The organism is Brevundimonas sp. (assembly GCF_036402095.1).
In the GTDB taxonomy this organism is placed as follows: Bacteria; Pseudomonadota; Alphaproteobacteria; order Caulobacterales; family Caulobacteraceae; genus Brevundimonas.
The window spans coordinates 1-23,166 of the sequence record NZ_DASWTO010000039.1; the positions used below are offsets into that span (position 1 = coordinate 1).

The 23,166-nt window shown below is 69.8% G+C and carries 25 protein-coding genes and 2 pseudogenes; 11 read left to right on the top strand and 16 right to left on the bottom strand.

Annotated features, from left to right (window positions below):
- Positions 1-219: pseudogene (locus tag VGD32_RS03165) on the bottom strand (histidine phosphatase family protein); the annotation flags it as partial.
- 37 nt (positions 220-256) lie between these two features.
- A complete protein-coding gene (locus VGD32_RS03170; RefSeq protein ID WP_331030453.1) occupies positions 257-1,177 on the bottom strand; it encodes a histone deacetylase family protein in 921 nt (306 codons plus the stop codon).
- Between the two features lie 63 nt (positions 1,178-1,240).
- Between VGD32_RS03170 and VGD32_RS03175 the strand changes: the two genes are divergently transcribed.
- From VGD32_RS03175 to VGD32_RS03195, 5 genes are read left to right on the top strand one after another with little or no spacing between them, the layout of a single operon-like run.
- Positions 1,241-1,771: a GNAT family N-acetyltransferase gene (locus VGD32_RS03175; protein ID WP_331030454.1), complete on the top strand. Its 531-nt coding sequence runs from the start codon at positions 1,241-1,243 to the stop codon at positions 1,769-1,771.
- Positions 1,772-1,821: 50 nt separating this feature from the next.
- Positions 1,822-2,493 (top strand): hypothetical protein, encoded by a 672-nt coding sequence (locus VGD32_RS03180; RefSeq protein WP_331030455.1) that lies wholly within the window; start codon positions 1,822-1,824, stop codon positions 2,491-2,493.
- Positions 2,494-2,516: 23 nt separating this feature from the next.
- Positions 2,517-3,242, top strand: a complete 726-nt coding sequence (locus VGD32_RS03185; RefSeq protein WP_331030456.1) for a DUF72 domain-containing protein — start codon at positions 2,517-2,519, stop codon at positions 3,240-3,242.
- Between the two features lie 12 nt (positions 3,243-3,254).
- Complete coding sequence (locus tag VGD32_RS03190) at positions 3,255-4,433, top strand: VWA domain-containing protein (protein WP_331030457.1); 1,179 nt, start codon at positions 3,255-3,257, stop codon at positions 4,431-4,433.
- A 33-nt stretch (positions 4,434-4,466) separates the two neighbouring features.
- A complete protein-coding gene (locus VGD32_RS03195) occupies positions 4,467-4,982 on the top strand; it encodes a hypothetical protein (protein WP_331030458.1) in 516 nt (171 codons plus the stop codon).
- Between the two features lie 59 nt (positions 4,983-5,041).
- Here VGD32_RS03195 and VGD32_RS03200 read toward each other — a convergent pair whose 3' ends face one another.
- The 4 genes from VGD32_RS03200 to VGD32_RS03215 all read right to left on the bottom strand — a co-directional run bounded on the left by VGD32_RS03200 (position 5,042) and on the right by VGD32_RS03215 (position 7,708).
- A complete protein-coding gene (locus VGD32_RS03200; protein WP_331030459.1) occupies positions 5,042-5,227 on the bottom strand; it encodes a CsbD family protein in 186 nt (61 codons plus the stop codon).
- Positions 5,228-5,309: 82 nt separating this feature from the next.
- Positions 5,310-5,870, bottom strand: a complete 561-nt coding sequence (locus tag VGD32_RS03205; RefSeq protein ID WP_331030460.1) for a GNAT family N-acetyltransferase — start codon at positions 5,868-5,870, stop codon at positions 5,310-5,312.
- Positions 5,867-6,310, bottom strand: a complete 444-nt coding sequence (locus tag VGD32_RS03210; RefSeq protein WP_331030461.1) for an NUDIX domain-containing protein — start codon at positions 6,308-6,310, stop codon at positions 5,867-5,869. The genes VGD32_RS03205 and VGD32_RS03210 overlap by 4 nt, the downstream gene beginning before the upstream one ends.
- Before the next feature lie 9 nt (positions 6,311-6,319).
- Entirely contained in the window at positions 6,320-7,708 is a 1,389-nt protein-coding gene (locus VGD32_RS03215) for a sensor histidine kinase (RefSeq protein ID WP_331030462.1), read from the bottom strand.
- Positions 7,709-7,820: 112 nt separating this feature from the next.
- Between VGD32_RS03215 and VGD32_RS03220 the strand changes: the two genes are divergently transcribed.
- Positions 7,821-8,528 carry a hypothetical protein gene (locus VGD32_RS03220; RefSeq protein WP_331030463.1) on the top strand — a complete coding sequence of 236 codons (708 nt, stop codon included), beginning with the start codon at positions 7,821-7,823 and terminating at the stop codon, positions 8,526-8,528.
- A gap of 30 nt (positions 8,529-8,558) precedes the next feature.
- Here VGD32_RS03220 and flhA read toward each other — a convergent pair whose 3' ends face one another.
- From flhA to VGD32_RS03260, 8 genes are all read right to left on the bottom strand, one after another.
- On the bottom strand, positions 8,559-10,652 hold the full coding sequence (gene flhA / locus VGD32_RS03225) for a flagellar biosynthesis protein FlhA (RefSeq protein ID WP_331030476.1): 2,094 nt from the start codon (positions 10,650-10,652) through the stop codon (positions 8,559-8,561).
- Positions 10,653-10,669: 17 nt separating this feature from the next.
- A complete protein-coding gene (bla, locus tag VGD32_RS03230; RefSeq protein WP_331030464.1) occupies positions 10,670-11,575 on the bottom strand; it encodes a class A beta-lactamase in 906 nt (301 codons plus the stop codon).
- A 2-nt stretch (positions 11,576-11,577) separates the two neighbouring features.
- The gene (locus VGD32_RS03235; RefSeq protein WP_331030465.1) at positions 11,578-12,972 is read right to left on the bottom strand and encodes a sigma-54 dependent transcriptional regulator; all 1,395 of its coding nucleotides are present in this window, start codon (positions 12,970-12,972) and stop codon (positions 11,578-11,580) included.
- Positions 12,973-13,010: 38 nt separating this feature from the next.
- The gene (gene fliN, locus VGD32_RS03240) at positions 13,011-13,343 is read right to left on the bottom strand and encodes a flagellar motor switch protein FliN (protein ID WP_168045029.1); all 333 of its coding nucleotides are present in this window, start codon (positions 13,341-13,343) and stop codon (positions 13,011-13,013) included.
- Positions 13,343-14,011: a flagellar assembly protein FlbE gene (locus tag VGD32_RS03245; RefSeq protein WP_331030466.1), complete on the bottom strand. Its 669-nt coding sequence runs from the start codon at positions 14,009-14,011 to the stop codon at positions 13,343-13,345. The genes fliN and VGD32_RS03245 overlap by 1 nt, the downstream gene beginning before the upstream one ends.
- A 1-nt stretch (position 14,012) precedes the next feature.
- Positions 14,013-15,050, bottom strand: a complete 1,038-nt coding sequence (gene fliG, locus VGD32_RS03250; protein ID WP_331030467.1) for a flagellar motor switch protein FliG — start codon at positions 15,048-15,050, stop codon at positions 14,013-14,015.
- Positions 15,050-16,690: a flagellar basal-body MS-ring/collar protein FliF gene (gene fliF / locus VGD32_RS03255; protein WP_331030468.1), complete on the bottom strand. Its 1,641-nt coding sequence runs from the start codon at positions 16,688-16,690 to the stop codon at positions 15,050-15,052. The genes fliG and fliF overlap by 1 nt, the downstream gene beginning before the upstream one ends.
- 78 nt (positions 16,691-16,768) lie before the next feature.
- Positions 16,769-17,644 carry a hypothetical protein gene (locus tag VGD32_RS03260; protein ID WP_331030469.1) on the bottom strand — a complete coding sequence of 292 codons (876 nt, stop codon included), beginning with the start codon at positions 17,642-17,644 and terminating at the stop codon, positions 16,769-16,771.
- A gap of 56 nt (positions 17,645-17,700) precedes the next feature.
- Between VGD32_RS03260 and VGD32_RS03265 the strand changes: the two genes are divergently transcribed.
- The 3 genes from VGD32_RS03265 to VGD32_RS03275 all read left to right on the top strand — a co-directional run bounded on the left by VGD32_RS03265 (position 17,701) and on the right by VGD32_RS03275 (position 20,177).
- Positions 17,701-18,051, top strand: coding sequence for a DUF1491 family protein (locus VGD32_RS03265; protein ID WP_331030470.1), 351 nt, complete (start codon positions 17,701-17,703; stop codon positions 18,049-18,051).
- Positions 18,052-18,169: 118 nt separating this feature from the next.
- Entirely contained in the window at positions 18,170-18,550 is a 381-nt protein-coding gene (locus tag VGD32_RS03270; protein WP_331030471.1) for a hypothetical protein, read from the top strand.
- A gap of 67 nt (positions 18,551-18,617) precedes the next feature.
- Complete coding sequence (locus VGD32_RS03275; protein WP_331030472.1) at positions 18,618-20,177, top strand: DUF1570 domain-containing protein; 1,560 nt, start codon at positions 18,618-18,620, stop codon at positions 20,175-20,177.
- Here the strand turns inward: VGD32_RS03275 and VGD32_RS03280 are convergent.
- Positions 20,174-20,308, bottom strand: a complete 135-nt coding sequence (locus VGD32_RS03280; RefSeq protein ID WP_331030473.1) for a hypothetical protein — start codon at positions 20,306-20,308, stop codon at positions 20,174-20,176. The genes VGD32_RS03275 and VGD32_RS03280 overlap by 4 nt on opposite strands.
- Positions 20,309-20,468: 160 nt before the next feature.
- Between VGD32_RS03280 and VGD32_RS03285 the strand changes: the two genes are divergently transcribed.
- Entirely contained in the window at positions 20,469-22,100 is a 1,632-nt protein-coding gene (locus tag VGD32_RS03285; protein ID WP_331030474.1) for a peptide chain release factor 3, read from the top strand.
- Here the strand turns inward: VGD32_RS03285 and VGD32_RS03290 are convergent.
- Positions 22,075-22,464: a hypothetical protein gene (locus VGD32_RS03290; protein WP_331030475.1), complete on the bottom strand. Its 390-nt coding sequence runs from the start codon at positions 22,462-22,464 to the stop codon at positions 22,075-22,077. The two genes, VGD32_RS03285 and VGD32_RS03290, sit on opposite strands and share 26 nt — an antisense overlap.
- A gap of 230 nt (positions 22,465-22,694) precedes the next feature.
- Here VGD32_RS03290 and VGD32_RS03295 point away from each other — a divergent pair.
- Positions 22,695-23,166, top strand: a pseudogene (locus tag VGD32_RS03295) (hypothetical protein); the annotation flags it as partial.

A 23,166-nucleotide genomic window follows, 5' to 3' on the forward strand; every position in this document is an offset into this window, starting at 1 on the left:
GGGCGGCGGGGTCTGACCGGCCCGCAGGCCGCCGACCTCGTATTTCGCCCACCAGTCGCGGTACTGGTCGGAGGTGAGCAGGCATTTACGCGACAAGGCCGGTTCGCCGTGCCGGGCCAGGATGATGGCGCCCGGGCGGACGGCGACGAGCGCCGCCGGCCGGGGCAGCGGCGCCGGGGCGGGGTGATCGGGCAAGGGTTCGCGGGCAGGAGCTGACATGAGCGACGGGCGGAAAAGCATTTTGCGATCCGGCCCCCTAGTCCTCCCCCAAAGCCTGGACATGGGCGACCGCCGAACGGCCGAGCCCTTCTAGGTCGTAACCGCCCTCGAGCGAGGAAACAACCTTGCCGCCGCAGCACGATCGCGCGACCTCGACCACGGCGCGGGTGGCCCAGGCGAAATCCTCGGCCTCGAGGCTCTGGTGGGCGAGCGGATCGCGGCGGTGGGCGTCGAAGCCGGCCGAGACCAGGACCAGGTCGGGACGGAAGGCTTCCAGCGCCGGCATCAGGGCGCCGGAGAAGGTCGCGCGCCACGCCTCGCGGGCGGCGTGGGGCGGCACGGGGGCGTTGACGATGTTGCCGACGCCGGTCTCGGACGCCGCGCCCGAGCCGGGATAGAGCGGCATCTGGTGGATGGAGCCGAGGAACAGGCTGTCGTCGGCCTCGAAGGCGGCCTGGGTGCCGTTGCCGTGGTGGACGTCGAAATCGACCACCGCGACGCGGGCCAGGCCCTCCGACTGGGCCACGCGGGCGGCGATGGCGACGTTGGAGAACAGGCAGAAGCCCATGGCCCGGTCGGGCTCGGCGTGGTGGCCGGGCGGGCGGACGGCGGCGAAGGCGCGGGCGGTCTCGCCCCGGGCGACGGCGCGGACGGCGTCGGTCACGGCGCCGGCGGCGAGGCGGGCGGCGCGGATGCTGCCGGGCGACAGGATGGTGTCGGCGTCGAGCGCGTTCAGCCCGTCGGCCGGCGAGGCGTTCAGCAGGTTGGCGACATAGGCGACGGGGTGCAGGCGCTCGAGGTCGGCGATCGAGGCCTCGGTCGCGCCGCGGCGGTCGCGCGACAGGCGGGCGTCATCCAGCGCGTCGAGCACGGCCCGCAGCCGTTCCGGCCGCTCGGGATGACCGGCGCCGGGCCGGTGCTCGATCATGTCGGGATGGGTGAAGAGGGCGACGCTCACGCGCCGAGAATATGCGCCCACGCCGCACTTGTCGCGCCCGGATCGAGGCTGTAGGCGCCGATCATGACCGAGCCCTTGATCCGTCCCGCCGTGGACGCCGACGCCGCCGCCCTGGGCGAGCTGGGACGCCAGACCTTCGTCGACACCTTCGTGGCGGGGTTCGGCATCCCCTATCCGGCCGACGATCTGACGGCGTTTCTCGACGCCAGCTTCAGCCCGGAGGCGATCCGCGCGAAGCTGAGGGAGCCCGGCGCGGCGTGGTGGGTGGCGGAAGCGGCGAACGGAGAACTGCTGGCCTTCGCCAACACCGGGCCGAACACCCTGCCCCATCCCGACGCCCGGCCGAGCCATGCGGAGCTGCGGCGGCTGTATGTGTCGAAGTCGGCGCAGGGGCTGGGGCTCGGCACGAAGCTGCTGGCCGTGGCGCTGGAGTGGATGGAGGCGCACAGCGACGGACCACTGTGGATCGGCGTCTGGAGCGGAAACCTGAAGGCGCAGAAGCTGTATGCCGCCTACGGGTTCGAGAAGGCCGGGGAATACCAGTATCCCGTCGGACGCTGGCTGGACGACGAGTTCATCCTGCGGCGGGGATAGACGGGAAAGCGCGGGCGTGCCTACATCGTCACGTTGAGAGAGGGCGTGCGATGATCGGAAAACTGGTTCTGGCCGCGGCGCTGGTCTCGGCTACCGCCACGCTTGCGCAGGAGCCGAAGCCGGCGACGGCCGCGGAAATCGCCTCCGCGAAGGCGATCGCCGACCGGATCATCCAGTCCGCCGGGGCGAACGGCATCTTCGTCAATTCGACCGACAGCGCACTGGCCCGGGTCACTCACGTCGGCAGCGGCATGACCTGCCTGTTCGATGGCGGCCCCGAGGACCGGATCTACATCTTCCCGGCGCAGGACGACGGTGTCCCGCGGGGCGAGGACGTGGGCTGCATCTCCCGCGACGAGGATCTCGACATCGACCTGACGCTGTATGCGACACGGTATCGCCCTATGCCGACCGAGGCGGAGGCGCTCGCGGACGCCCGCAACGCGATCGAGAACCGGTGGCCCGACGCCAAGCCCTACGACGGATCGCTGGCGACGCTGAGCATGGAAGGGCGGGACCCGACCCTGGCCGCCGCCTACCGGATCAGGACGGACGACGGGGAGAAGTTGACCCTGGCCCTCATCACCCATCGCGACGGCTGGGGCTTCAAGGCCCGCGCCACCGGTCCCTTCGAGGATGCGGCGGGCGTCAGCCTGTACGCCGGGGTCTTGTTCGAGGGCGCGCTGATGGCCCGAGAAGACGGGTCCGCCCGGAACCCCTGAGGCCGAACCCGCGCTTCGGCTGCATGCGCGACATTCGGATCGGCACCTCGGGCTGGGCCTACAAGGACTGGAACGGGCCGTTCTATCCGGAGACGGTCAAGGCGGCCGGACGGCTGGAGTATATCTCGCGCCGGTTCCGCACGCTGGAGATCAACGCCAGTTTCTATCGCATGCCGACGGACGCGGCCGTGGCCGGCTGGCGAGCGCAGACGCCGGACGGCTTCCTGTTCGCCTGGAAGGCCTCGCGCTTCATCACCCATAACAAGAAGCTGAAGGATCCGACCGAGCCGCTGGCCTGGATGTTCAGCCGGATTCAGGGTCTCGGCGACAAGGTCGGGCCGATCCTTTTCCAGCTGCCGCCCAACCTGCACCGCAACGACGAGCGGCTGGAGAGTTTCCTGGACGCCTTGCCGGGCGGCCATCGCTACAGCGTCGAGTTCCGCCATCCCGGCTGGTATGCGGACGTGGTTCTGGAGATGCTCCGCAAGCGCAATGTCGCCCTGTGCCTGTCGGACCACCACGACGCGCCGGCTCCGTGGGAGGTCACGGCGGACTTCGTCTATCTGCGCGGCCACGGGCCGGGCGGGCGCTATCATGGCCGGTATGGCGAGGCGACCCTCAAGGACTGGGCCAGGACGATCGAAGCGTGGCGCAAGGACCGCGAGGTGTTCGTCTACTTCGACAACGACATCAAAAGCGCCGCACCCGAGGATGCGGAACAGCTGATTGGGCTGCTTGAGAAGGCCTGATACGATCCGCCCATGCTCCTCCCCTTCTTCACCGCCCTGCGCGACGCGAAAGTGCCCGTGTCGATGAAGGAATGGCTCCATCTGATGGAGGCCATGGACAAGGGCGTGGCCGGCGGGAAGGTCGACGACTTCTACCACCTGTCGCGGGCGGTGCTGGTCAAGGACGAGAAACATTACGACCGCTTCGACCAGGTGTTCGGCAAGGTCTTCGCGGGGGTCGAGACGGTCGGGGCGGGCGAGGATTTGGCCACCGACATTCCCGAGGACTGGCTGCGGCTGCTGACGGAAAAATTCCTCACCGACGAAGAGAAGGCGCAGATCGAGGCGCTGGGCGGGTTCGACAAGCTGATGGAGACGCTGAGGCAGCGTCTCGAGGAGCAGACGGGTCGGCACGAGGGCGGCAACAAGTGGATCGGCACCGGCGGGACGAGCCCTTTCGGTCACGGCGGCTACAACCCCGAGGGCGTGCGCATCGGCGGACCGGGGCGACAGGGGCGCGCGGTCAAGGTGTGGGAGAAGCGCGAGTACCGGAACCTCGACGACCAGGTCGAGCTGGGCACACGCAACATCAAGGTGGCCCTGCGGCGGCTGCGCCGGTTCGCGCGGCAGGGCATGCCCGACGAACTGGACATGGACGCCACCATCGACGGCACGGCGCGGCAGGGCTGGCTGGACATCCATATGCGGCCCGAGCGGCGCAACACGATCAAGGTGCTGCTGTTCCTCGACATCGGCGGGTCGATGGATGCCCATGTGAAGATGTGCGAGGAGCTGTTCTCGGCTGCGAAGACCGAGTTCAGGCACCTGGAGTTCTTCTACTTCCACAACTGCCTCTACGAGGTGGTGTGGAAGGACAACCGGCGCCGGCACACGGAGAAAATCCCGACCTGGGAGCTACTGCACAAATACCCGGCCGACTGGCGGGCCATCTTCGTCGGCGACGCGACCATGAGCCCCTATGAGGTGACCATGCCCGGCGGCTCCGTCGAGCACTGGAACGAGGAGGCCGGAGCGGTGTGGCTGAAGCGGGCGACGCAGCAGTGGGACAAGGTCGCGTGGCTGAACCCGTCGCCCGAGCGCTACTGGAGCTATTCGGCCTCCGTCGGGATGATCCGCGAACTGGTCGACGAGCGGATGTATCCGCTGACGCTGGAAGGGCTGGACAAGGCGATGCGGGCGCTCGCCAAATAGGCTAGTCTGGCCCGGTCGCACCGGAGGATCGCCATGCTCGCCGTCGTCGCCGCCGCCGTCATCCTGCAACAGGCCGCCACCGGCCAGGTGGTGTGGCAGACGCCCGCGCCGCCAGAACCTGCCGCCTCGGTGGTCCCGGCCGTTGCGCCGACCCTGCCCGACTGGGCCCGCGCCGATCCCTATGGCTACGAGCGCTCGGAGTGCAGCCCGTTGCTGCGGGCGGCCACCGAGACCATGGAAGCCTGTCAGGCGCGGGTGCGCGCCGCCCTCGCCGCCAATCTCGGCGCCGCCCTGCCCGCCGGCCTCGCGCCGACGAACGCGGCCGATCAATGCCGTCAGGCGGCGGCCGGCGACCGCTACGCCCTGCAGTGCGGCGCGCCAAGCCGGTCGGGTCCGGCGGGCGCCGTGCTGGTCGAACAGGCGTGCGAAACGCGGCCGAGAGCGCAGCCTCAGGGCGGCGTAGCCTGGACCGAGGAATGCCGTCCCGCGGACGGCCGCAAGCCGGCCGAAGAAGGCCTGAGCATCCGGCTGGGCGGAGACGACGATTAGCGGATACACGAACGCCGCGCCCCGGGGCGGGGCGCGGCGCTTGAAGGCGGGGGTCGGGACTAGTGCCGGCGGTCGTCGCGCAGGCTGTCCTTGAGACCGCCGACGGCGTTCTGGACCTTGCCGGACATCTGGTCAGCCCGGCCCTCGGCTTTCAGCTTCTCGTCGCCGGTGACGTGCCCTGCGGCTTCCTTGGCCTTGCCGCCCATGTTGCGGGCGGCGCCTTCAACGCGGTCATGATCGGCCATGTCTGAGCTCCTTACAGCAGGCGGCAGGAACGCCGCACATGCGGAATCAACCATCAGACGCACGTGACGTTCCCTCGATGCGTCAGAGGGTTCGACGCATCCGCACCTTGCCGGAGGGCTTGTCGTCGACGCGGACGAAGCCGGCGCGGGCGAACAGGGGCACGGTCCCGGTCCAGACGAAGGCGGCGGCCTGGGGCTTGTCGGCGGCGACCGGATAGCCCTCGAGGATCACCGCGCCCGCATCACGGCAGGCGTCCACCGCGACCTCCAGCAGGGCCGTCGCCACCCCCTGCCCCCGCCGGCCGGCCCGGACGAAGAAACAGGGGATGGACCAGACGCGGTCGGCGTCGTCCACAGCGAGCGACGGGGCGCGGTCGATGCGGAAGAAGTAGCGGCGCGGACCGTAGGTGGCCCAGCCCACGGGCTCGTCGCCGTCGAAGGCGATCAATCCGCGCCGGTCGCCGGAGCAAACTTCGTCGCGCAACCGGCCGTGGGCCGTCTCGCCCTTGATGTCGTCGAACCGCTCGCCTTTCTCCAGCCGGACCCATTGGCACCAGCAGCCGGCGGTGGCGCCGCGGGGGCCGAACAGGCGCTCGAGCTCGGGCCAAAGGTCCGGCGTCAGGCGGCGGACCGTCAGGCTCACGGCCTGCGCCGCAGCCAGACCGCGACCGCCCAGGCGTGGGCGTCGTGGCGCAGTTCGTTGAGGGCGGTGTGGGGGTGCAGCCAGACCAGTGCGTGGTCGGCCTCGACCTTGGCGGAAGGGTCGAGCGACAGCTGCTCGGCGATCCAGAAGCCGCCGATATTGTTGATCGCCGCGCCGTCGGACTTGCGGAAATACTGCCCGGCCGCAGCGATGCGGGCCAAGGGCCGGACCGCCATGCCGGTCTCCTCGACGAATTCCCGGACCAGGGCCTGAGGCTCGGTCTCGTCGCCGTCGATCGCGCCGCCGGGCAGGTCGTAGTAGCTCGCCTCGCCGCGGTCGACACGGACACAGGCCAGTTTGCCCTCGTGGAAGACGAGGCCGAAGGCCGTCGGCCGGGCCTGGTAGTCGAGGGCGGGATCGCGGTCGCCGAACTGGAGCATGGCGGAACCCTAGCGCGCGACCGGCTGGAGGTCGAAGGCGAGGCGGGCGCGGACGCCGGCGTGCGCCGGATCGTATTCGATCGCCGCACGCAGGCCCGCCGCCATGGCCGAAATGATCTTGCCGCCCAGGCCGGTGCCGCGCGGCTTCCCGTCGCCGAGGCCGGGGCCGTCGTCCTCGACCGTCAGCACGGCGCGGCCGGGACGGCCGTCGGGCTCGAGGATGACGCGGATTTCGCCCCCCCGCCCCGGCTTGTAGGCGTACTTGACGGCGTTGGTGACCAGTTCGGCGACGATCACGCCGATCGACACCGCCTGGTCGGTCGAAACGGCGAGCGGCGCGGCCTTGAGCGTCAGGGTCGGGGAGCCCGCTCCAGGCGCCACCGACTTGCCGAGCTCGGCGATCAGACCCTCGAGATATTCGTCCATGGCCACCGAGGTCATGTCTTCCGAGGTGTAGAGGCGGCGGTGGACGTGCGCCACGGCCTCGATCCGGGCCTGCGACTCCCGCAGCGCGGCGCGCGCGCCTTCGTCGGCGAGATGGCGCAGCTGCAGGGACATGAAGCTGGACACCAGCTGCAGCGAGTTGCCGACGCGGTGGTTGACCTCGCGCAGCATGGCCTCGGCGCGATCGCGGGCGAGGGTCAGCTGGGCGGTGCGGTCGCGCACCTTGGTTTCCAGCCCGGCGTTCATGCGGTCGAGCGTGTCGCGCGCGTCCTGGATCTCGATGACGTAGCGGCGGACCAGCCAGACCATGATCCCGGCGAGCACCAGCACCAGCAAGCCGCCCAGGGCGTTGGCCCACAGCGTAAGGATCAGGCCGTGCTCGGATTGTCGCGTGCGGACGGCGAACCGCTCGTTCTCGATCTCGTCGATGGCGGCGACCTGGGCGCGGATCGTCTCCATCAGGGTCTGGCCCTGGCCGGAGCGGACCTGCTGGACCGCCTCGACGATGCGGCCGGTGCGCGACAGATCGACCGGGCGCTGCAGCTCGGCCAGCTTGTCCTTCGCGGCCTCCAGCATGGTGGCGACGTGGGGATCCAGCTGGGGGTCGCCGCCGCTCAGCTGTTCAAGCTCCCGCATCTGCTCGGGGACCAGGATTTCGGCCCGGGTGTAGGGGGCGAGGAATTCCGGGCGGCCGGACAGCAGGAAGCCGCGCTGGCCCGTCTCGGCGTCGACCAGCGACAACAGCAGGACGCTGGCGGCGCGGCGGACCTGCTGCGAGCGTTCGACCTGGTCGTTGAAGGCCGCCGTCCGCTGGATCATGACGAAGGTGGCGGCGTTGACCATCAGCAGCAGCAGGATGGCGCCCGCCAGCAGCCCCACGATCGACCTGCCGATGCCCGGCGTCCTCGCGAACCGGATCAGGGCGGGCAGGGACGGGCGGACAGCCGAAAACATCGGACGCGAGCATTAGCGGCGCGTTTTGCCCTGTCCAGTCGCGCGCGAAGGGAAACCGCCACAGTTCCGCGCATTTAGGGTAAAGATCATCTCATGGGGCGGGAGTGACGACATGGTTTGGTGGTGGTGGATCGCGCCGGCGCTGGTCGGCCTTATCGGGCTGGTGCTGCTGTTCCGGGGCCTGGGCGGCCTGTTCAGGGGCCGGGTGTTCAGCGGCCTGCTGGGCGGCGTGGGCGGGGCCGGCTTCATCGCCGCGGCCATGATCGCAGCCCTGCTGGGGCTGGACGTTCAGACCTATTCGCGCCTGACCTACGAGCGCCCGGTGGCGACGATCGAGACCCGTCAGCTGGGGCCGCAGTATTTCGAGGCCACGGTGATGCAGCCGGCGCGGGGCGAGAACGCCCCGGCGGTCAGCAATCTGTATCCGTTGCACGGCGACGAATGGCGCATCGAGGCCCAGGTGCTGAAGTGGAAGCCTTGGGCCAATGTGCTGGGACTGGATGCGCAGTACCGGCTGGACAGGCTGTCGGGCCGCTACCGCTCGATCGAGCAGGAGATCAACGGCGCCCGCAGCGTGCATCCGCTGACGGGGGGCGACACCGGCCCCGACTGGATGCCGTGGAAGGTCAGCGCCTGGGACACGGCGCGGAAGTACCGGAAATACATCGACGCGGTCGACACCCTCTACGGCGGCGGGGCCTATATGCCGATGGCCGACGGGGCCCGCTACGAGGTGTGGATCACCCAGTCGGGCCTGATCGCCCGCCCCGCCAACGACGTCGCGCGCGAGGCCTCGGCCGGCGGGTGGACGGAGCAATAACGTCCTTCTCCCCGGAGGGAGAAGGGCGAATCAGACTGTGCCGATGGTCCGCAGCCGCGCCTTCGGATGGACCTCGTTCTGGCTCATCACCACGGTCTGGCCGCGGAAGCGTTCGATGATCGAGCGGACGTAGGGTCGAACCTGGGGGCCGGTCAGCAGGACCGCGGTCTCGCCGGCCATGGCGGCGCGCTCGAACACGTCGCGGACGGCGCGGATGAAGTCCTGCAGGCGTGACGGGGCCATGGCGAGCTGTTTGTCCTCGCCCGTGCCGACCAGGGCCTCGGCGAAGGCCTGCTCCCAGTCCGGCGACAGGGTGACGATCGGCAGGGCGCCGTCGTCGCCCTTGTGCTGCCAGCACAGCTGGCGGGCCAGACGGGCGCGGACGTGCTCGACCAGGGTGGTGACGCTGGAGGTGTGCGGCGCCGCCTCGGCGAGGCCCTCGAGAATGGCGCCGAGGTCGCGGATCGAGACCTTCTCGCGCAGCAGGGACTGGAGGACGCGCTGCAGGGTGGTGACGGTGACCACCGACGGGATCAGTTCGTCGACCAGCTTCTTCTCTTCCGGGCCCAGCTCCTTCAGCAGCTTCTGCACCTCGGCGTAGGAGAGCAGCTCGGCCATGTTCTCCTTGAGGATTTCGGTGAGGTGGGTGGTCAGCACGGTCGACGGGTCGACGATGGTGTAGCCGCGGAAGGTGGCCTCCTCGCGCAGGCTCTCGTCGATCCAGGTGGCGGGCAGGCCGAAGGCGGGCTCGCGCGTGTGCTCGCCGGGCAGTTCGACCTGGCGGCCGGCCGGGTCCATGGCCATCAGCGAACCGAGGCGGACCTCGCCGGCGCCGGCCTCCATCTCCTTGATGCGGATGGCGTAGCCCTGGGTGCCGAGGCGCATGTTGTCGAGAATACGCACCGACGGCATGACGAAGCCGTACTCCTGCGCCAGCGAGCGGCGGAGGGCGCGGACCTGGTCGGTCAGGCGCCGGCCTTCCAGATCGTTGATCAGGGACAGCAGGGAATAGCCCAGCTCGATCTTGACCTCGTCGATGGTCAGGGCAGTGCCGATGGGTTCCTCGACGTCTTCCTTCGGGCTCGACGCCGCGGCGGCGAGATCGGCCTCGGAGGGCTTGGGCTTGAGCCGCTGCCGGCCGAGGCGCCAGGCCATGAAGCCCGCGCCGATGGCCAGGGCCGCGAACGGCAGGATCGGCATGCCGGGGATCAGGCCGATCAGGCCCGCGGCGCCGGAGACGACGCCGAGGCTGACGGGATTGGTGGCGAGCTGGGCGACGAGCGCCTTGTCGGCCGTGCCCTCGACGCCCGCCTTCGACACCAGGAAGCCGGCGGCGATGGAGATGATGATGGCCGGGACCTGGGTCACCAGGCCATCGCCGATGGTCAGGGCGACGTAGGAGTCGGCCGCCTCGCCGATCGGCATCTGGTGCTGGATGACGCCGATCAGTATGCCGCCGATGGCGTTGATGAAGACGATGATGAGGCCCGCGACGGCATCGCCGCGGACGAATTTCGAGGCGCCGTCCATGGCCCCGAAGAAGGTCGATTCCTGCTCCAGCTCCTTGCGCCGGCGCTTGGCCGTCTCCTCGTCGATCAGGCCCGACGACAGGTCGGCGTCGATGGCCATCTGCTTGCCCGGCATGGAGTCCAGGGTGAAGCGGGCGCTGACCTCGGCGATGCGGGTCGAGCCCTTGGTGATGACCACGAAATTCACCACCAGGATGATGGCGAAGATGATGATGCCGATGATGAAACTGCCGCCCATCATCAGGCTGCCAAAGGCCTGGATCACCTGACCGGCGCCGCCGGGTCCCTCGTGACCGTGGCTGAGCACCAGCCGCGTCGAGGCGAGGTTCAGGCCGAGGCGGAACAGGGTCGAGACCAGCAGGACGGTCGGGAAGATGGCGAAGTCCAGCGGCTTCTTCATCATCACCGCGGTCATCAGGATCAGCACGCTCGAGACCAGCGACAGCGCCAGCAGCATGTCCATCAGGAAGGCGGGGATGGGCAGGATCAGCAGCAGGATGACGCCGATGACGCCGACGGCGAGGCCGACCTCGCCGCGGGCGACCCAGCCGAGGACGTCGCGGCCGCTGGGGCGCGCCATCCCGTCCTTCATCATGGTGACGGAGGCGTCCGTCATCCGGCGTGGCCGAGGGCGGTCAGGGCCTGACGGGTCGCCCCGGCGATGACGGCCTCGTTTCGGGCGGCCGGTTCCGCGGTCGCCGCGTGATAGTATGCGGCGACGATCACCGGAGCGCCGGTCGGCGGATAGAGGACGCCGATGTCGTTGGTCGGCCCGTAGCCGCCCGTGCCGGTCTTGTGCGCCACGGTCCAGCCGGCCGGCACGCCCGCCTTGATGCGGGCCTGGCCCGTCGGAGTGTCGGTCATCCAGCGCAACAGCGTCGCCTTGTGACCGGCCGACAACGGCGTGTCGGCGTCGATCAGCAGTCGCTGGAGATTGGCCGCCGAACGCAGCGGCGTGATGGTGTCCTTGTCGCCGTCCAGCCGGTTCATCGTCGGTTCGAAGCGGTCGACCGTGGTGCTGTCGTCGCCGAGCGAGCGGTAGAAGGCCCGCATCGCGTCCAGGCCGCCCAGGGCCTTGAGCAGCAGATTGGCGGCGGGGTTGTCGCTGACCTCGACCGTGCCCTTCATCAGCGCCTCGACGCTGAGCGCACCGCCGATCGCAGGCTCCGTGACCGGCGCGTGGTTGACCATGTCGGCGGCCGTGACCGGGATCATGCGGTCGAGACGTTCCTCGCCGGCCTGCACGCGCAGGAAAGTGGCGGCGGCGAGATACATCTTGAAGGTCGAGCAGTAGACGAACCGCTCTTCGCCCCGCCAGGCGAGGCGACGGCCTGAGCCGGTGTCGTGGGCGACGAAGCCGAGCCGGCCGCCGTTCCGGCGTTCGAGGGCCGACAGGTCGAAGGCCTCGGGGCCCGCAGCCTGTCGCGGGGCGGCCTCAGGCTCGGCGCGGGCGCATCCGGCCATCGCCAGCGCGCCGAGGCCGGTCAGGACGCTTCTGCGGTCCGCGCGGAATGTCATGATCAGGCCGCCGCGTAGCCAGAGGCGGCGACGCCCGACTGCGGCGCCGGGATGCTGGTCCCCTCGTCGGCGTATTCGTTCAGCTTGTTTCGCAGGGTGCGGATCGAGATGCCGAGGATGTTGGCCGCGTGGGTGCGGTTGCCGAGGCAGTGCGACAGGGTGTCGAGGATCAGGGTCTTCTCCATCTGCGCCACCGTCTGGCCGACGTGGGCTCGAGTGACCGTATCGGCGACATGGGCGGCGCGGCCGGCCACCCCGGCGTCGGGCGCGGCGCCGTGGCTGCCCATGGCCAGCGGCTGGCCATCCGGCAGACGGATGGCCTCGACGTCGATCTCAGGTCCGACCGCCAGCAGCACGGCCCGGTGCATGGCGTTTTCCAGCTCGCGGACGTTGCCGTTCCAGCGGTGCGAGATCAGGGCCCGCTTCGCCTCGGCCGAGATCGGCCGCACCGGCACGCCGTTGGCGGCGGCGTATTTCTTCACGAAGTGGTCGGCCAGCACGGCGATGTCGCCCGGCCGCTCGCGCAGGGCCGGAAGGCGCAGATTGACCACGTTGAGGCGGTACAGCAGGTCTTCCCGGAACGTCCCCTCGGCCACCGACTTGGCCAGGTCGCGGTTCGAGGTGGCGATGATGCGGATATTGACCGGCACCGGCTTCGTGCCGCCGACGCGGTCGATGACCCGCTCCTGCAGGGCCCGCAGCAGCTTGGCCTGCAGGCGAACGTCCATCTCGGAGATTTCGTCGAGCAGCAGGGTGCCGCCGTCGGCCTCCTCGAACTTGCCGATGCGGCGGGCCATGGCCCCGGTGAAGGCGCCCTTCTCGTGGCCGAACAGCTCGGATTCCAGCAGGTTGTCGGGGATGGCGGCGCAGTTGACGCTGATGAAGGGCCGTTCTGACCGCTTCGACCCGGCGTGCAGGTAGCGGGCCATGACCTCCTTGCCGACGCCGCTTTCGCCGGTGATCAGGATCGAGGCCTCCGAGCGGGCGACCTGGTCGGCCAGCTGGATGACGGCCTTCATCGACGGGTCGGCCGAGATCAGCGGGCGCTCGTCGTCGGCGACGGCCGACAGCACGGCGGCGATCAGATCGGCCTCGGGCGGCAGGGGGATGAACTCCTTGGCGCCGGCGCGGATGGCGTTGGCCGCGTCGGCGGCGTCGGCGTCGACGCCGCAGGCGACCACCGGCACATGGATGCGCTCGGCCTCGTTGGCGGCGATCAGGGCGGCGATGTCGACGCGGTAGTCGACCATCAGCAGGTCGGCCCCCTGCCCCCGCCGCAGCTGTTCCGTCGCCTGATCGCCGCGCTCGACGTGGCTGACCTTGGCGCCGTGCGCCATGGCCATCTTCACCGCCGTCGCCAGCTGTCCGCTGAGCCTGCCAACCACCAGAAGCCGCATGGGTCTTCTCCTCTAATCTCTTACAGCCGGTCGCCGCTTCAGGCGCCCGAGTCCTCGGTCTTGATGATTTCCGTCATGGTCACGCCCAGACGGTCCTCGACGACGACGACCTCGCCGCGGGCGACCAGCCGGTTGTTGACGAAGATGTCGATGGCTTCCCCGACCTTGCGGTCCAGCTCGAGCACCGAGCCGCGGTTCAGCTTGAGCAGCTGGGCCACCGACATATGGGCCTTGCCCAGCACGGCCGAGATGTTGACCGGCACGTCGAAGACCGGCGCCAGATCGCTGGCGGTCTTGTCGGTCGCCTCGTCGTTGACGGTGATCGCGGTGGAGTCGGCGAACTCCTCCAGGGCCATGGTGTCGGACGCCATTACGGCCTCCCTTCCAGTGAGGTGTCGGGGGTCAGGGTTTCAGCGTGTCCCGCCTCGGCGGCGAGGGCCGAGCTCAGGGCCTCGCCGATGCGGACGAAGGCGGCCTCGGCGTCGAACCCGGCGCGGCCGTCGGCCCATTCCAGCTGGAAGGAGGCGGGTGGCAGGCCGGGCTCCTCGCGGAAGGCGACCACGCCCGAGAAGCCGGCGTCGTCGCACAGCCGGGTGATGTGGGCGCGGTTGGCGTCGTCGAGGTCGCCGGTGCGGATGATCAGACGCGGCGAGGCGTCAATCTCCTGTCCCAGCGCCTCCAGCGCGGCCTGCAACGGGCCGGCGGGGAAGCGGTCGAGCGCGGCGGCGGCGACCACGCGCGCGGCGGCGAGCGCCAGCTCGGCCGACTGTTCGCGATGCGTCTGGGCCACCTGCGTCAGGGACGGGATCGAGGCCGCCAGGGTCTGGGCGATGGTCGACAGGGCCATGGCCTGCACGCTCCCGATCTCGGCCAGGGCGGCGTCGCGAGCCTCGGTGCGGGCCTGGGCGACCAGGGCGTCGACCTCGAGCGGCGAGTACGCGCGCTTGGTCGGGCGGAAGGCCGACGGCTGCACGACGATGCCCGAGGCGTCGAACTCGGTGTCGAAGGCGAACGGGGTGCTGAGGGGCCGGGCGGTCATGTCAGTAGATCAGCTCGTCGTCGCTGCCCTGGCCGACCAGCATGATCTCGCCCTTGGCGGCGAGGTCCTTGGCGACCTGAACCATGGCCATCTGGGCCTGGTCGACGTCCTTGAGGCGCACCGGCCCCATCGACTCCATGTCCTCGCGCATGATCTTGGAGGCGCGCTCGGACATGTTGGAAAAGAACAGTTCGCGCAGGGATTCCGAAGCGCCCTTCAGGGCGAGGGCGAGCGAGTCCTTCTCGACCGCGCGCAGCAGGGTCTGGATGCCGCCGGGGTCCAGCTTGGCGAGGTCCTCGAACACGAACATCAGGGCCCGGATGCGTTCGGCCGCCTCGCGGTTGCGCTCTTCCAGCGCGCCGATGAAGCGGGCCTCGGTCTGGCGGTCGAAGCTGTTGAAGATGTCGGCCATCATCTCGTGGCTGTCGCGCTTCGAGGTGCGGGCCAGGTTGGACATGAATTCGGTGCGCAGGGTCTGCTCGATCTTGTCGAGGATTTCGCGCTGCACCGGCTCCATGCGCAGCATGCGCTGGACGCATTCCAGGGCGAAGTCCTCGGGCAGGCTGGTCAGCACCCGGGCGGCATGGTCCGGCTTGATCTTGGACAGGACCACCGCGACCGTCTGCGGGTATTCGTTCTTCAGATAGTTGGCGAGGACCGCCTCGTTCACATTGCCGAGCTTGTCCCACATGGTGCGACCGGCGGGGCCGCGGATTTCCTCCATCAGGGCGTCGACCCGCTCGGCCGGCATGAAGGAGGTCAGCAGGCGCTGGGTCTGCTCGTAGCTGCCCATCACCGCGCCCGAGCCGCTCATGCCCGAGACGAACTCGACCATCAGTTCCTCGACCACCGCCGCCGAGACGGTGCCGAGCGAGGCCATGGCCTGCGAGATCTCCTTGATCTCGTCCTCGTCGAGGCTCTGCCACAGGCGGGTGTGGTCCTCGCCCAAGGACAGCAGGATGACGGCCGCCTTCTCCGGGCCGGTCAGCTTCCTGACGTCCTCGACGGCCGGTTTCTTGGAGACGAGCCGGGCCGCCATCAGCCTTCGTGCACCCAGCTGCGCAGTATGGAGGTCGACTCGTCAGGATGCTTCTCGACGAAGTCGGCGACCTTCTTGACCGAGGAGGCCTTCACTTGGCCCTCGATGCGGGCGATGTCGAGCCGCTGCTCCATCTCGGAGGGGCCGCTGGGGCCGGTGATCTGGGCCATCTGCATGCCGCCGCCCATCAGGGTGGTCTGCAGCGGCGTCACCGGCACGCCGCCCGGCCCGGCCAGCTGGGGCTGGGCGCCGCCGCCCGTGGCGCTCTTCAGCAGCGGCCGCAGCACGAAGAAGATCAGCAGCACGCCGGTGATCAGCAGAACCAGCAGTTCGACGCCGCGCATCAGGTCGTTCTTGGTGAAGTCGAACAGGGACGAACCGGCCTCGGCTCCGCCCGCCGCGGGGACGTCGCGGGCGAAACGGACGTTCTGGACCTCGATCTTGTCGCCCCGGGCCTCGTCGATGCCGACGGCGGCGGCGACCAGGGCGCGGATCTGGGCGATCTCCTCGGCCGTACGCGGGGCGTAGGTGGGCTCGCCGCGGCCATTGGCGGCGGGGGTCCAGCGGCCGTCCACCGCGACCGACACCGCCAGTTTCTTGACCTCGCCGGCTTCCTTCACCGTGGTCGTGGTGGTGTTGGAGATCTCGTAGTTGGTGGTCTCGGTGTTCTGGGTGTCGCGCGAGCCGATCGGGGTCGCAGCCGGATCGGCGCCGCCCGGGATGTTGTTGGTGGCCGTGGCGCCGCCGTCGTTGACGCCGGTCGTGTCGGCGCTCTCCGAGCCGTTCGTCGAGGTCGAGCGCACCACCTGGCCGTCCGGATCGAAGCGCTGCTCCTGGGTGGTCGAGCGGCTGTGATCGATGTCCGCGGTGACCTGGACGCGGGCCGCGCCGACGCCGACGACGCCCTCGACGATGTCCTTGATGCGCGCCTGCAGCTGGGCCTCGGTGGAGGATTTGGCCTCCTCGGCCGAGGCGGCGCTGAAACCTTCGCCGTCCGTGCCGGCGGCGAGGGTGCGGTTGGCGGTGTCGGTCAGGGTGACCTTCTCCGGCTTCAGATTGGGCACGGAGGAGGCGACGACGTTGCGGATGGCCTGGACCTGGGCGCCGGTCAGGGTTCCGCCGGTGACGCCGACGACCACGGCGGCGGTCGGGTCCGCCGCGGCGGTCTGGAACAGCTGGCGCGACGGCAGGGCGATCATCACCCGGGCGGAGGTGATGCCGCGCATGCTCATGATGGTGCGGGCCAGCTCGCCCTCGAGGGCGCGCTTCTCGTTGAGGTTCTGCTGGAACTCGGTCTGGCCCAGCACCGACTGGTTGTCGAAGATCTCGTAGCCGACGCTGCCGGAGGTCACGAGACCCTTGCCGGCGACAAGCAGACGCGCCTCTCCGACCTGGTCACGGCTGACGAAGATGGTCGAGCCGTCGCCCTTCGAGGAATATTTGATGCCGGCGCTGTCCAGGGCCGTGGTGATCTCGGACGCCTCGCGCAGATCGAGATTGGAATACAGCAGGGCGTCGGGGGCCTGGCCGATGCGCAGCATGACGGCGACCAGCACCGCCGCGACGCCGGCGGCGACGCCCAGCACCACCGTCAGGCGACCAATCCCGAATCTTTGCAACGCCGCCGTGAAGCCGCCCACGCGTCCCGCCCCGAATACTCACGGGTGCATACCGACGCCCGCCAGGCAGAAAATGCCGGGCACGTGGTAAACGAGCCGTTAAGGGGCTGAAGTTCCAGGCGCGCCCATGGCCATGAAAGCGCGGCCGGCGGCGAAATCGCCGGCCTCGAAACGGGCCGTGGCGACGCTGCCGTCGCGAAAATGAAACTCGACCAGGAAGGTCTCGCGCGGGTCGAGACGCGCCAGACGGTCGGCGGCCGCGGCGGGGAACCGCCAGGCCTCGCCGGCGCGGCGTCCCTCGGCCAGCAGGGCCGGATCGGCGGCCGAGACGCCTGTGGCCCAGACGCTGGCGCGCGAGGAGGCGGGGGCCAGACCGCCGCCCGACAGCCATGCCCGCGGCGCCCTGGCCTCGTCGCGGAAGACGAGCCGGGCGGAGGTCGGGCGCGAACGGCCGACGAAGGAGACCACCGCCGTCAGGGCCGAGGCGTCGGGGTCGCCGCCGTAGCCGAAGGCGACCGGCGAGGCGCCGACGGTCGAGGCCTGTTTCAGCCGCCAGCCCGGCTGGGTCCATTTGGTCCGGTCGGCGAACCAGTGCTGGCGCGCGCCGGCGAAGGTCATGCGCGGCGTGCGGGCCCAGCCGGAAAAGGCGCCATCCACGCGGGCGCGCACGGTGGCCAGTTGCGGATCGCGGCAGGACACCGCCCCGGCGCGCGAACGGGCGCGGGCGGCGACGGCGTCGAGATCGGCCTCGGCGGCGCCCGCGCGCAGGGCGGCGCCCCGGGCCTGGGCGGTGGCGGCGGTCAGGGCGGCGTCGACCTGGGGCGCGAACAGGCCGCAACGGGCGTCGGCGGCGACCACGAAGGCGCGCTCGTAATAGGTGTCGGCGGCGCCCGCCCACGCCTGCGCCGGCGTCGCCAGCACGGCGGCGGCGAGAAGGGCGGCTTTGGCGGCGGTGGCGTTCTGCCCTATCGTCATGGGCCGCACCCTACGCACGACGCGTTCCGGTCCGGTTTCCGAGCAGGGTTAGCGAATTGCTTCTTTCCACCGACCTGTGGGTCTCCGCCCTGATCCGCCGTGCCGAGCTGGGCGGCGCCTTCGCCACCGTGGCGCGCAAGGGGGACGCGCGGGCCGGCACGGTCGTCGTCAAGGCCTTCGACACGACCCACCGCCGCGCCAGACTCTATAGTGAGGCGTTCGGACCCGACGGCGAGCGCCTGTGGATGCAGCCGGTCGAAAGCGAGTTGGAGAGCGAGCTCGACGACTACCTGCAGCGCCAGACCCGCTACGATCCCGACCTCTGGATTATCGAGATCGAAGACCGGGAGGGGCGGCATTTCATCACCGAGAAGGTGGCCGGGCCCGAGATCAAACCGCGGGGTTAACGCCGCCGCCGCCGGTGCGAAATCCTTAACGACGTTCGGGAACGGAACCGCAAGCGTGGGCGCCTATGGTCATGCGTAACGGGTCGAAATGAGCCCGGTGTGATGGTGGGTGAGCCGAATGCTCTTTCTTCTGAACGACGTGGTGTTCGACCTGGACGAGGCCTGCCCGGTCACGCCCGGCGACGCGCGCCGGTTCGAGAAGCTGGGCTTCGACTATGTGCTGGCGCTCGGCTGCGAGCTGTTCGCCGAGGACCCGATGCTGCACCACAATGATCCCGAGCGGGCGCGCCGTCTGGCGTGGCTGATCCACGACCGCTCGCCCGACGTCAACGCCGCCCTGTTCGCCGCGCCGGCGGCGGCCTGCGACCCGGATCTGGTCGAGCCCCAGTTCTGCGCCCTGCCCGACCCGGTGATGCGCCAGCTGAAGACCCGCGCCTCGAAAGGCAAGCTGGACGCCGTCGCCGCCGACAAGGCCGTGTGGATGCGGCTCGCGGCCTGACGACCGGGCACACAACCGTGGACAGCATGGGCCGGGACCTTTAGGGCGAACCCGAAGGGGAGCGCCCATGATCGCAGCCATCATCAGAACAGGGCTGACCGCCCTCGCCATCGCCCTGTTCGGCCTGGCGGCCCCCGCGCGGGCCGAGTGGCGGCGGGCCGAGAGCCCCAACTTCATCGTCTACTCGCAAGGCAGCGAGGGCGCCCTGCGGGAGTATGTCCGCAACCTCGAGATCTACGATTATATCCTGCGCGCCCGGATGGGGCGGCCTGCGGCCACGGCCGAACGGAAGCTTCCCATCTATCTCGTCGGCGGGCGGGCGGGCCTGGTGCAGATCAACCCGAATACCGGTCAGTATGTCGCCGGCACCTACTTCCCGGCCGGCGAGGACATCTTCGCCGCCGCGATCCGGGACCGGGAGCAAGACTATCTGCTCCACGAATATTTCCATCATTTCAGCCTGCAGCTGGGGTCGACCTCCGGCTATCCCGCGTGGCTGATCGAGGGTCTGGCCGAGTATTTCATGACCGCGGACATCTCGGAGACCACGGTCAAGATCGGCGGCTACAACGAAGACCGCGTCCGCGGAATGTTCAGCACCAGCTGGGTTCCGCTCGAAGACCTGATCACCAAGCGGTACGGCGAGGTGCGCCAAGGCGCCCATCGCGACAGCTATTATCCGGTCTCATGGCTGCTGACCCACTGGTTCATGAGCGACGATACCCGGCGTCAGCAGTTGGCGTCCTACATCCATGATGTTCAGAACGGCGCGGACTCCGTCACCGCCATGGAGAAGGCCACTGGCCTGACGATGGCCCAAATTCGCGGGGAGCTTCGCGGTTACCGGCGCCTCACGATCCATCACTACACCACCGATTTCCCGCCAACGCCGATCACGGTGACGCGGCTTCCGGCGGCGGCGGACGATCTGCTGCTTCTCGGCCAGCGGCTGAAGGTCGGCGTCGCAGAGGACAAGCGGGAGGAGACCGCGGCGCTGGTGCGCCGGCTCGCCGCGCGCCATCCGGACGATCCGTTCGCCATGCTGCAGCTCGGGCACGCCGAACTGCATTTCGGCGACCCGGTGGCCGGTGAGGAAATCCTTACGCGCCTCCTGGAACGCGAACCGGAGAACGTCGAGGCCCTTCAGCTGATGGCGACGCGGTTCATGCGACAGGCCGAGGAGCGGCCGGAAGAGACGCTGGCGCTGATGCGGCGCGCCCGCGGCTATCTGGCGAGGGCCTACCGCGCCGACCCCGCGCAATACTACACCCTGCATCTGCTGGCGGAGACGCGCTCGGTCGAGGCGGACTACCCGACCGAGAACGATCTCGTGATCTGGGATCAGGCGTCGCGGCTGGCCCCGCAGATTACCGCCATACGCCTGGGGTTCGCCAACGCGCTGATGCAGGCGGAGGAATACGAAGAAGCCGTGATCCTGCTGCGCCCGCTGGCCAATGCGGCGCACGGCGGTCGGGGCGCCGAAATGGCGGCCGCCATGATGGAACGGGCGAAGAACCGGCAAGCTCCGCTGAGTCCGGCGGAGCTGGAGACGGCCCCGAGCGACCCGGGTGAGGCGGAACCTGAGGGGGCCAACCCCGGCGAGGACACCGGGCCGCCCGCCCCCTAGACCAGCACGTTGAACACCACGTGCACCAGGGTCGCGCCGAGGACGATGACGCCGAAGCCGACGATCAGGCTGAGGGCCGGGTGGGGTCCGTCATGATGGGGCGGGGGGTCGACGGGCTGGTTGAGAGCCATGGCCGCTTCCTTCGTTTCCAAAGGCGGCGCCCGATTGCGTGACCGGGTCGTCTCGCCTGACAGGACAATGACTCCGATAGCCCTTCGTGGCGAGGGGTTATTCACATCGGGTGACATCCGGCCGCGCACGCGGTAACTCCCGCCGCCCAACGGATAGACCATGTCGAAACTCACTCTCGAACAGGAGGCCCTGCGCCGCAGGACCTTCGCCATCATCGCGCATCCCGACGCCGGCAAGACAACGCTGACCGAGCATATCCTGCTGGCCGGCGGGGCCATCCGGGCGGCCGGGGCGGTGCGGGCGCGGGGCGAGAACCGGCGCACCCAGTCCGACTGGATGAAGATCGAAAAGGAGCGCGGCATCTCGGTCAGCGCCTCGGTCATGACGTTCGAGCACGACGCCAAGAGGTTCAACCTGCTCGACACCCCCGGCCACGAGGACTTCTCGGAAGACACCTACCGCACCCTGACCGCCGCCGACTGCGCCATCATGGTGCTGGACGCCGCCAAGGGCATCGAGCCGCAGACCCTGAAGCTGTTCGAGGTCTGCCGCCTGCGCGACATCCCGATCATCACCTTCATCAACAAGCTGGACCGCGAGGCCCAGGATCCGATGGCCCTGCTGGACGAGATCGCCAGCCGGCTGCAGCTCGACCCGGCCCCGATCTGGTGGCCGGCCGAGAGCGGCAACCGGCTGCGCGGCATGGTCGAGATGGGCACCGGCCGCTTCCAGCCCTACGCCCGCAAGCCCGCCGGCTCGGCCGAGGACGTGCCGCACCCACAGGCCCTGCCGCTGGCCGAGGCCGGCCGATATTTCGAGGAGGGCGAGCACGAGGCCCTGATCGAGGCGCAGGAGCTGGTCGAGGGCGGCTATCCGGCGTTCGACCGCCAGTCCTTCCTCGAGGGCCATATGACGCCGGTGCTGTGGGGTTCGGCCCTGCGCCATTTCGGCATCGACGAACTGCTGGCCGCGATCGGCGAATGGGCCCCGCCGCCCAAGGTCATGAAGGCGCACAAGGCCGCCCCCGCCGGAACCCGCAACGCCGCCGAGCCGGTCGCGACGACCGTCGAGCCGGGCGCCGCCGAGGTCACCGGCTTCGTGTTCAAGGTCCAGGCCAACATGGACCCCAACCACCGCGACCGCATCGCCATGTTCCGCATGGCCTCGGGCAAGTTCCAGCGCGGCATGAAGCTGAAGGTGCAGAACACCGGCAAGCAGCTGTCGGTCAACGCGCCGATCATGTTCTTCGCTTCGGACCGCGAACTGGCCGAGGACGCCTACGCCGGCGACGTCATCGGCATTCCCAACCACGGCGTCCTGCGCGTCGGCGACAGCCTGTCGGAGAGCGGCCTGGTGCGCTTCGCCGGCCTGCCGAACTTCGCTCCGGAAATCCTGCAACGCGTGCGGGTCAAGGACCCGCTCAAGGCCAAACACCTGAAGAAGGCGCTGGACGGGCTGGCCGAGGAGGGCGTGACCCAGCTGTTCCGCCCCGAGATGGGTTCCGACTTCATCGTCGGCGCCGTCGGCCAGCTGCAGTTCGAGGTCATGGCCGACCGGCTGGGCGAGGAATACGGCCTGGAGGTGATCTTCGAGCCCTCGCCCTTCGCCGAGGCTCGCTGGATCGGCGGGACGAAGGCCGATCTTGAGGACTTCATGGGCAAATACCGCGGCCAGATGGCGCGCGACATCGACGACGACCCCGTCTTCCTCGCCAAGTCGAGCTGGGAAACCGGCTATGTGATGGAGCGCTTCCCGCAGGTGGCCTTCACGAAAACGAAGGAGCGGGGGTAGCCCGCAGCGAGTCCAGCAGCGCCAGGGCGGCCTCGGGGGTGGGCGCGGCCCGGTGCAGACGCCCCTGGAACATGCCGTCCATCACCTTGCACCACAGGGCGAGGTTCGGGTCGTGGCTGACGAAGATGGTCCAGCAGGGACCGGGCGGCGCGACGGCGAAGGCCTCGGCGACGGCGGCGATGTCGTCGTTGTCGACCGCGCCCCGGCTCTCGCGCACATCCTGGATCCAGTCCCAGCCGGCCAGTTCGGGCCGGGCGGCGGCGAGCTCGGCGATCCGTCGCGACACGGCCGCCCCCGTGGCCGTCTCGCCGATCCGCATGAAGACCCGTTTCTCCGGTTCCTCGATCCGCTCTTCGATATCCATGACACCCCCCGAGACCGCCCAAAGGCAAAGCCTGGGCGCGGTTGTGACCGGGACGGGCGAGTCGGTCCCGGCTTTTCTCGTGATCGGGGATTTCGCGGGTTGGGGGGCGATCGGCGCCCGGCGCGATAAGCCGGCCGCCGGGGCGAACCTCCGGGACGGCGTTGCGTTTGCAGTGGGTGCGAGAGGGACGGCTGTCAGTCCCGAAGCGGGACGGAGCGCGGGTCAGCCCCATGTTCGAATTCGGCCGGGACCTGAGAAAGCTGTTCGAGAAGGCGCGCGAGAGCGACGACCTGGGCTGGCTGGAGCTGATCGGCGCCGACCTGGTCGAGGCCGAGGCGCGGCGCGAGGCCGTCGACGCCGGACGGGTGTCGTGCGCCCGGCCGTTCGACAGTTGGATGCGGGCCGCCGCCCTGTGGCGCGAGCACGCCCGGCGGACCGGCCGGCGCGAGAGCGTCGAGCGGGCCGCCAGATGCGCATCCGACGCGGCCCGGCACACCGCCACCCCGGACCAGACCGCCGCGGCCGCCATCGAGTCCGGTGAGATTCATCTGCTGCGTTTCGACCTCTTCGGCGGCCCCGCGGCCCGGACGGCGGCGCTGGCCGACGCCCAGTCCCTGACGGCGGAGCGGCCCGCCACCCGGGCGGCCGCGGCGGCGCTGCACGCCCGGCTCTGCGCCCGGCGGGCCCGGCTGTCCGGCCAGC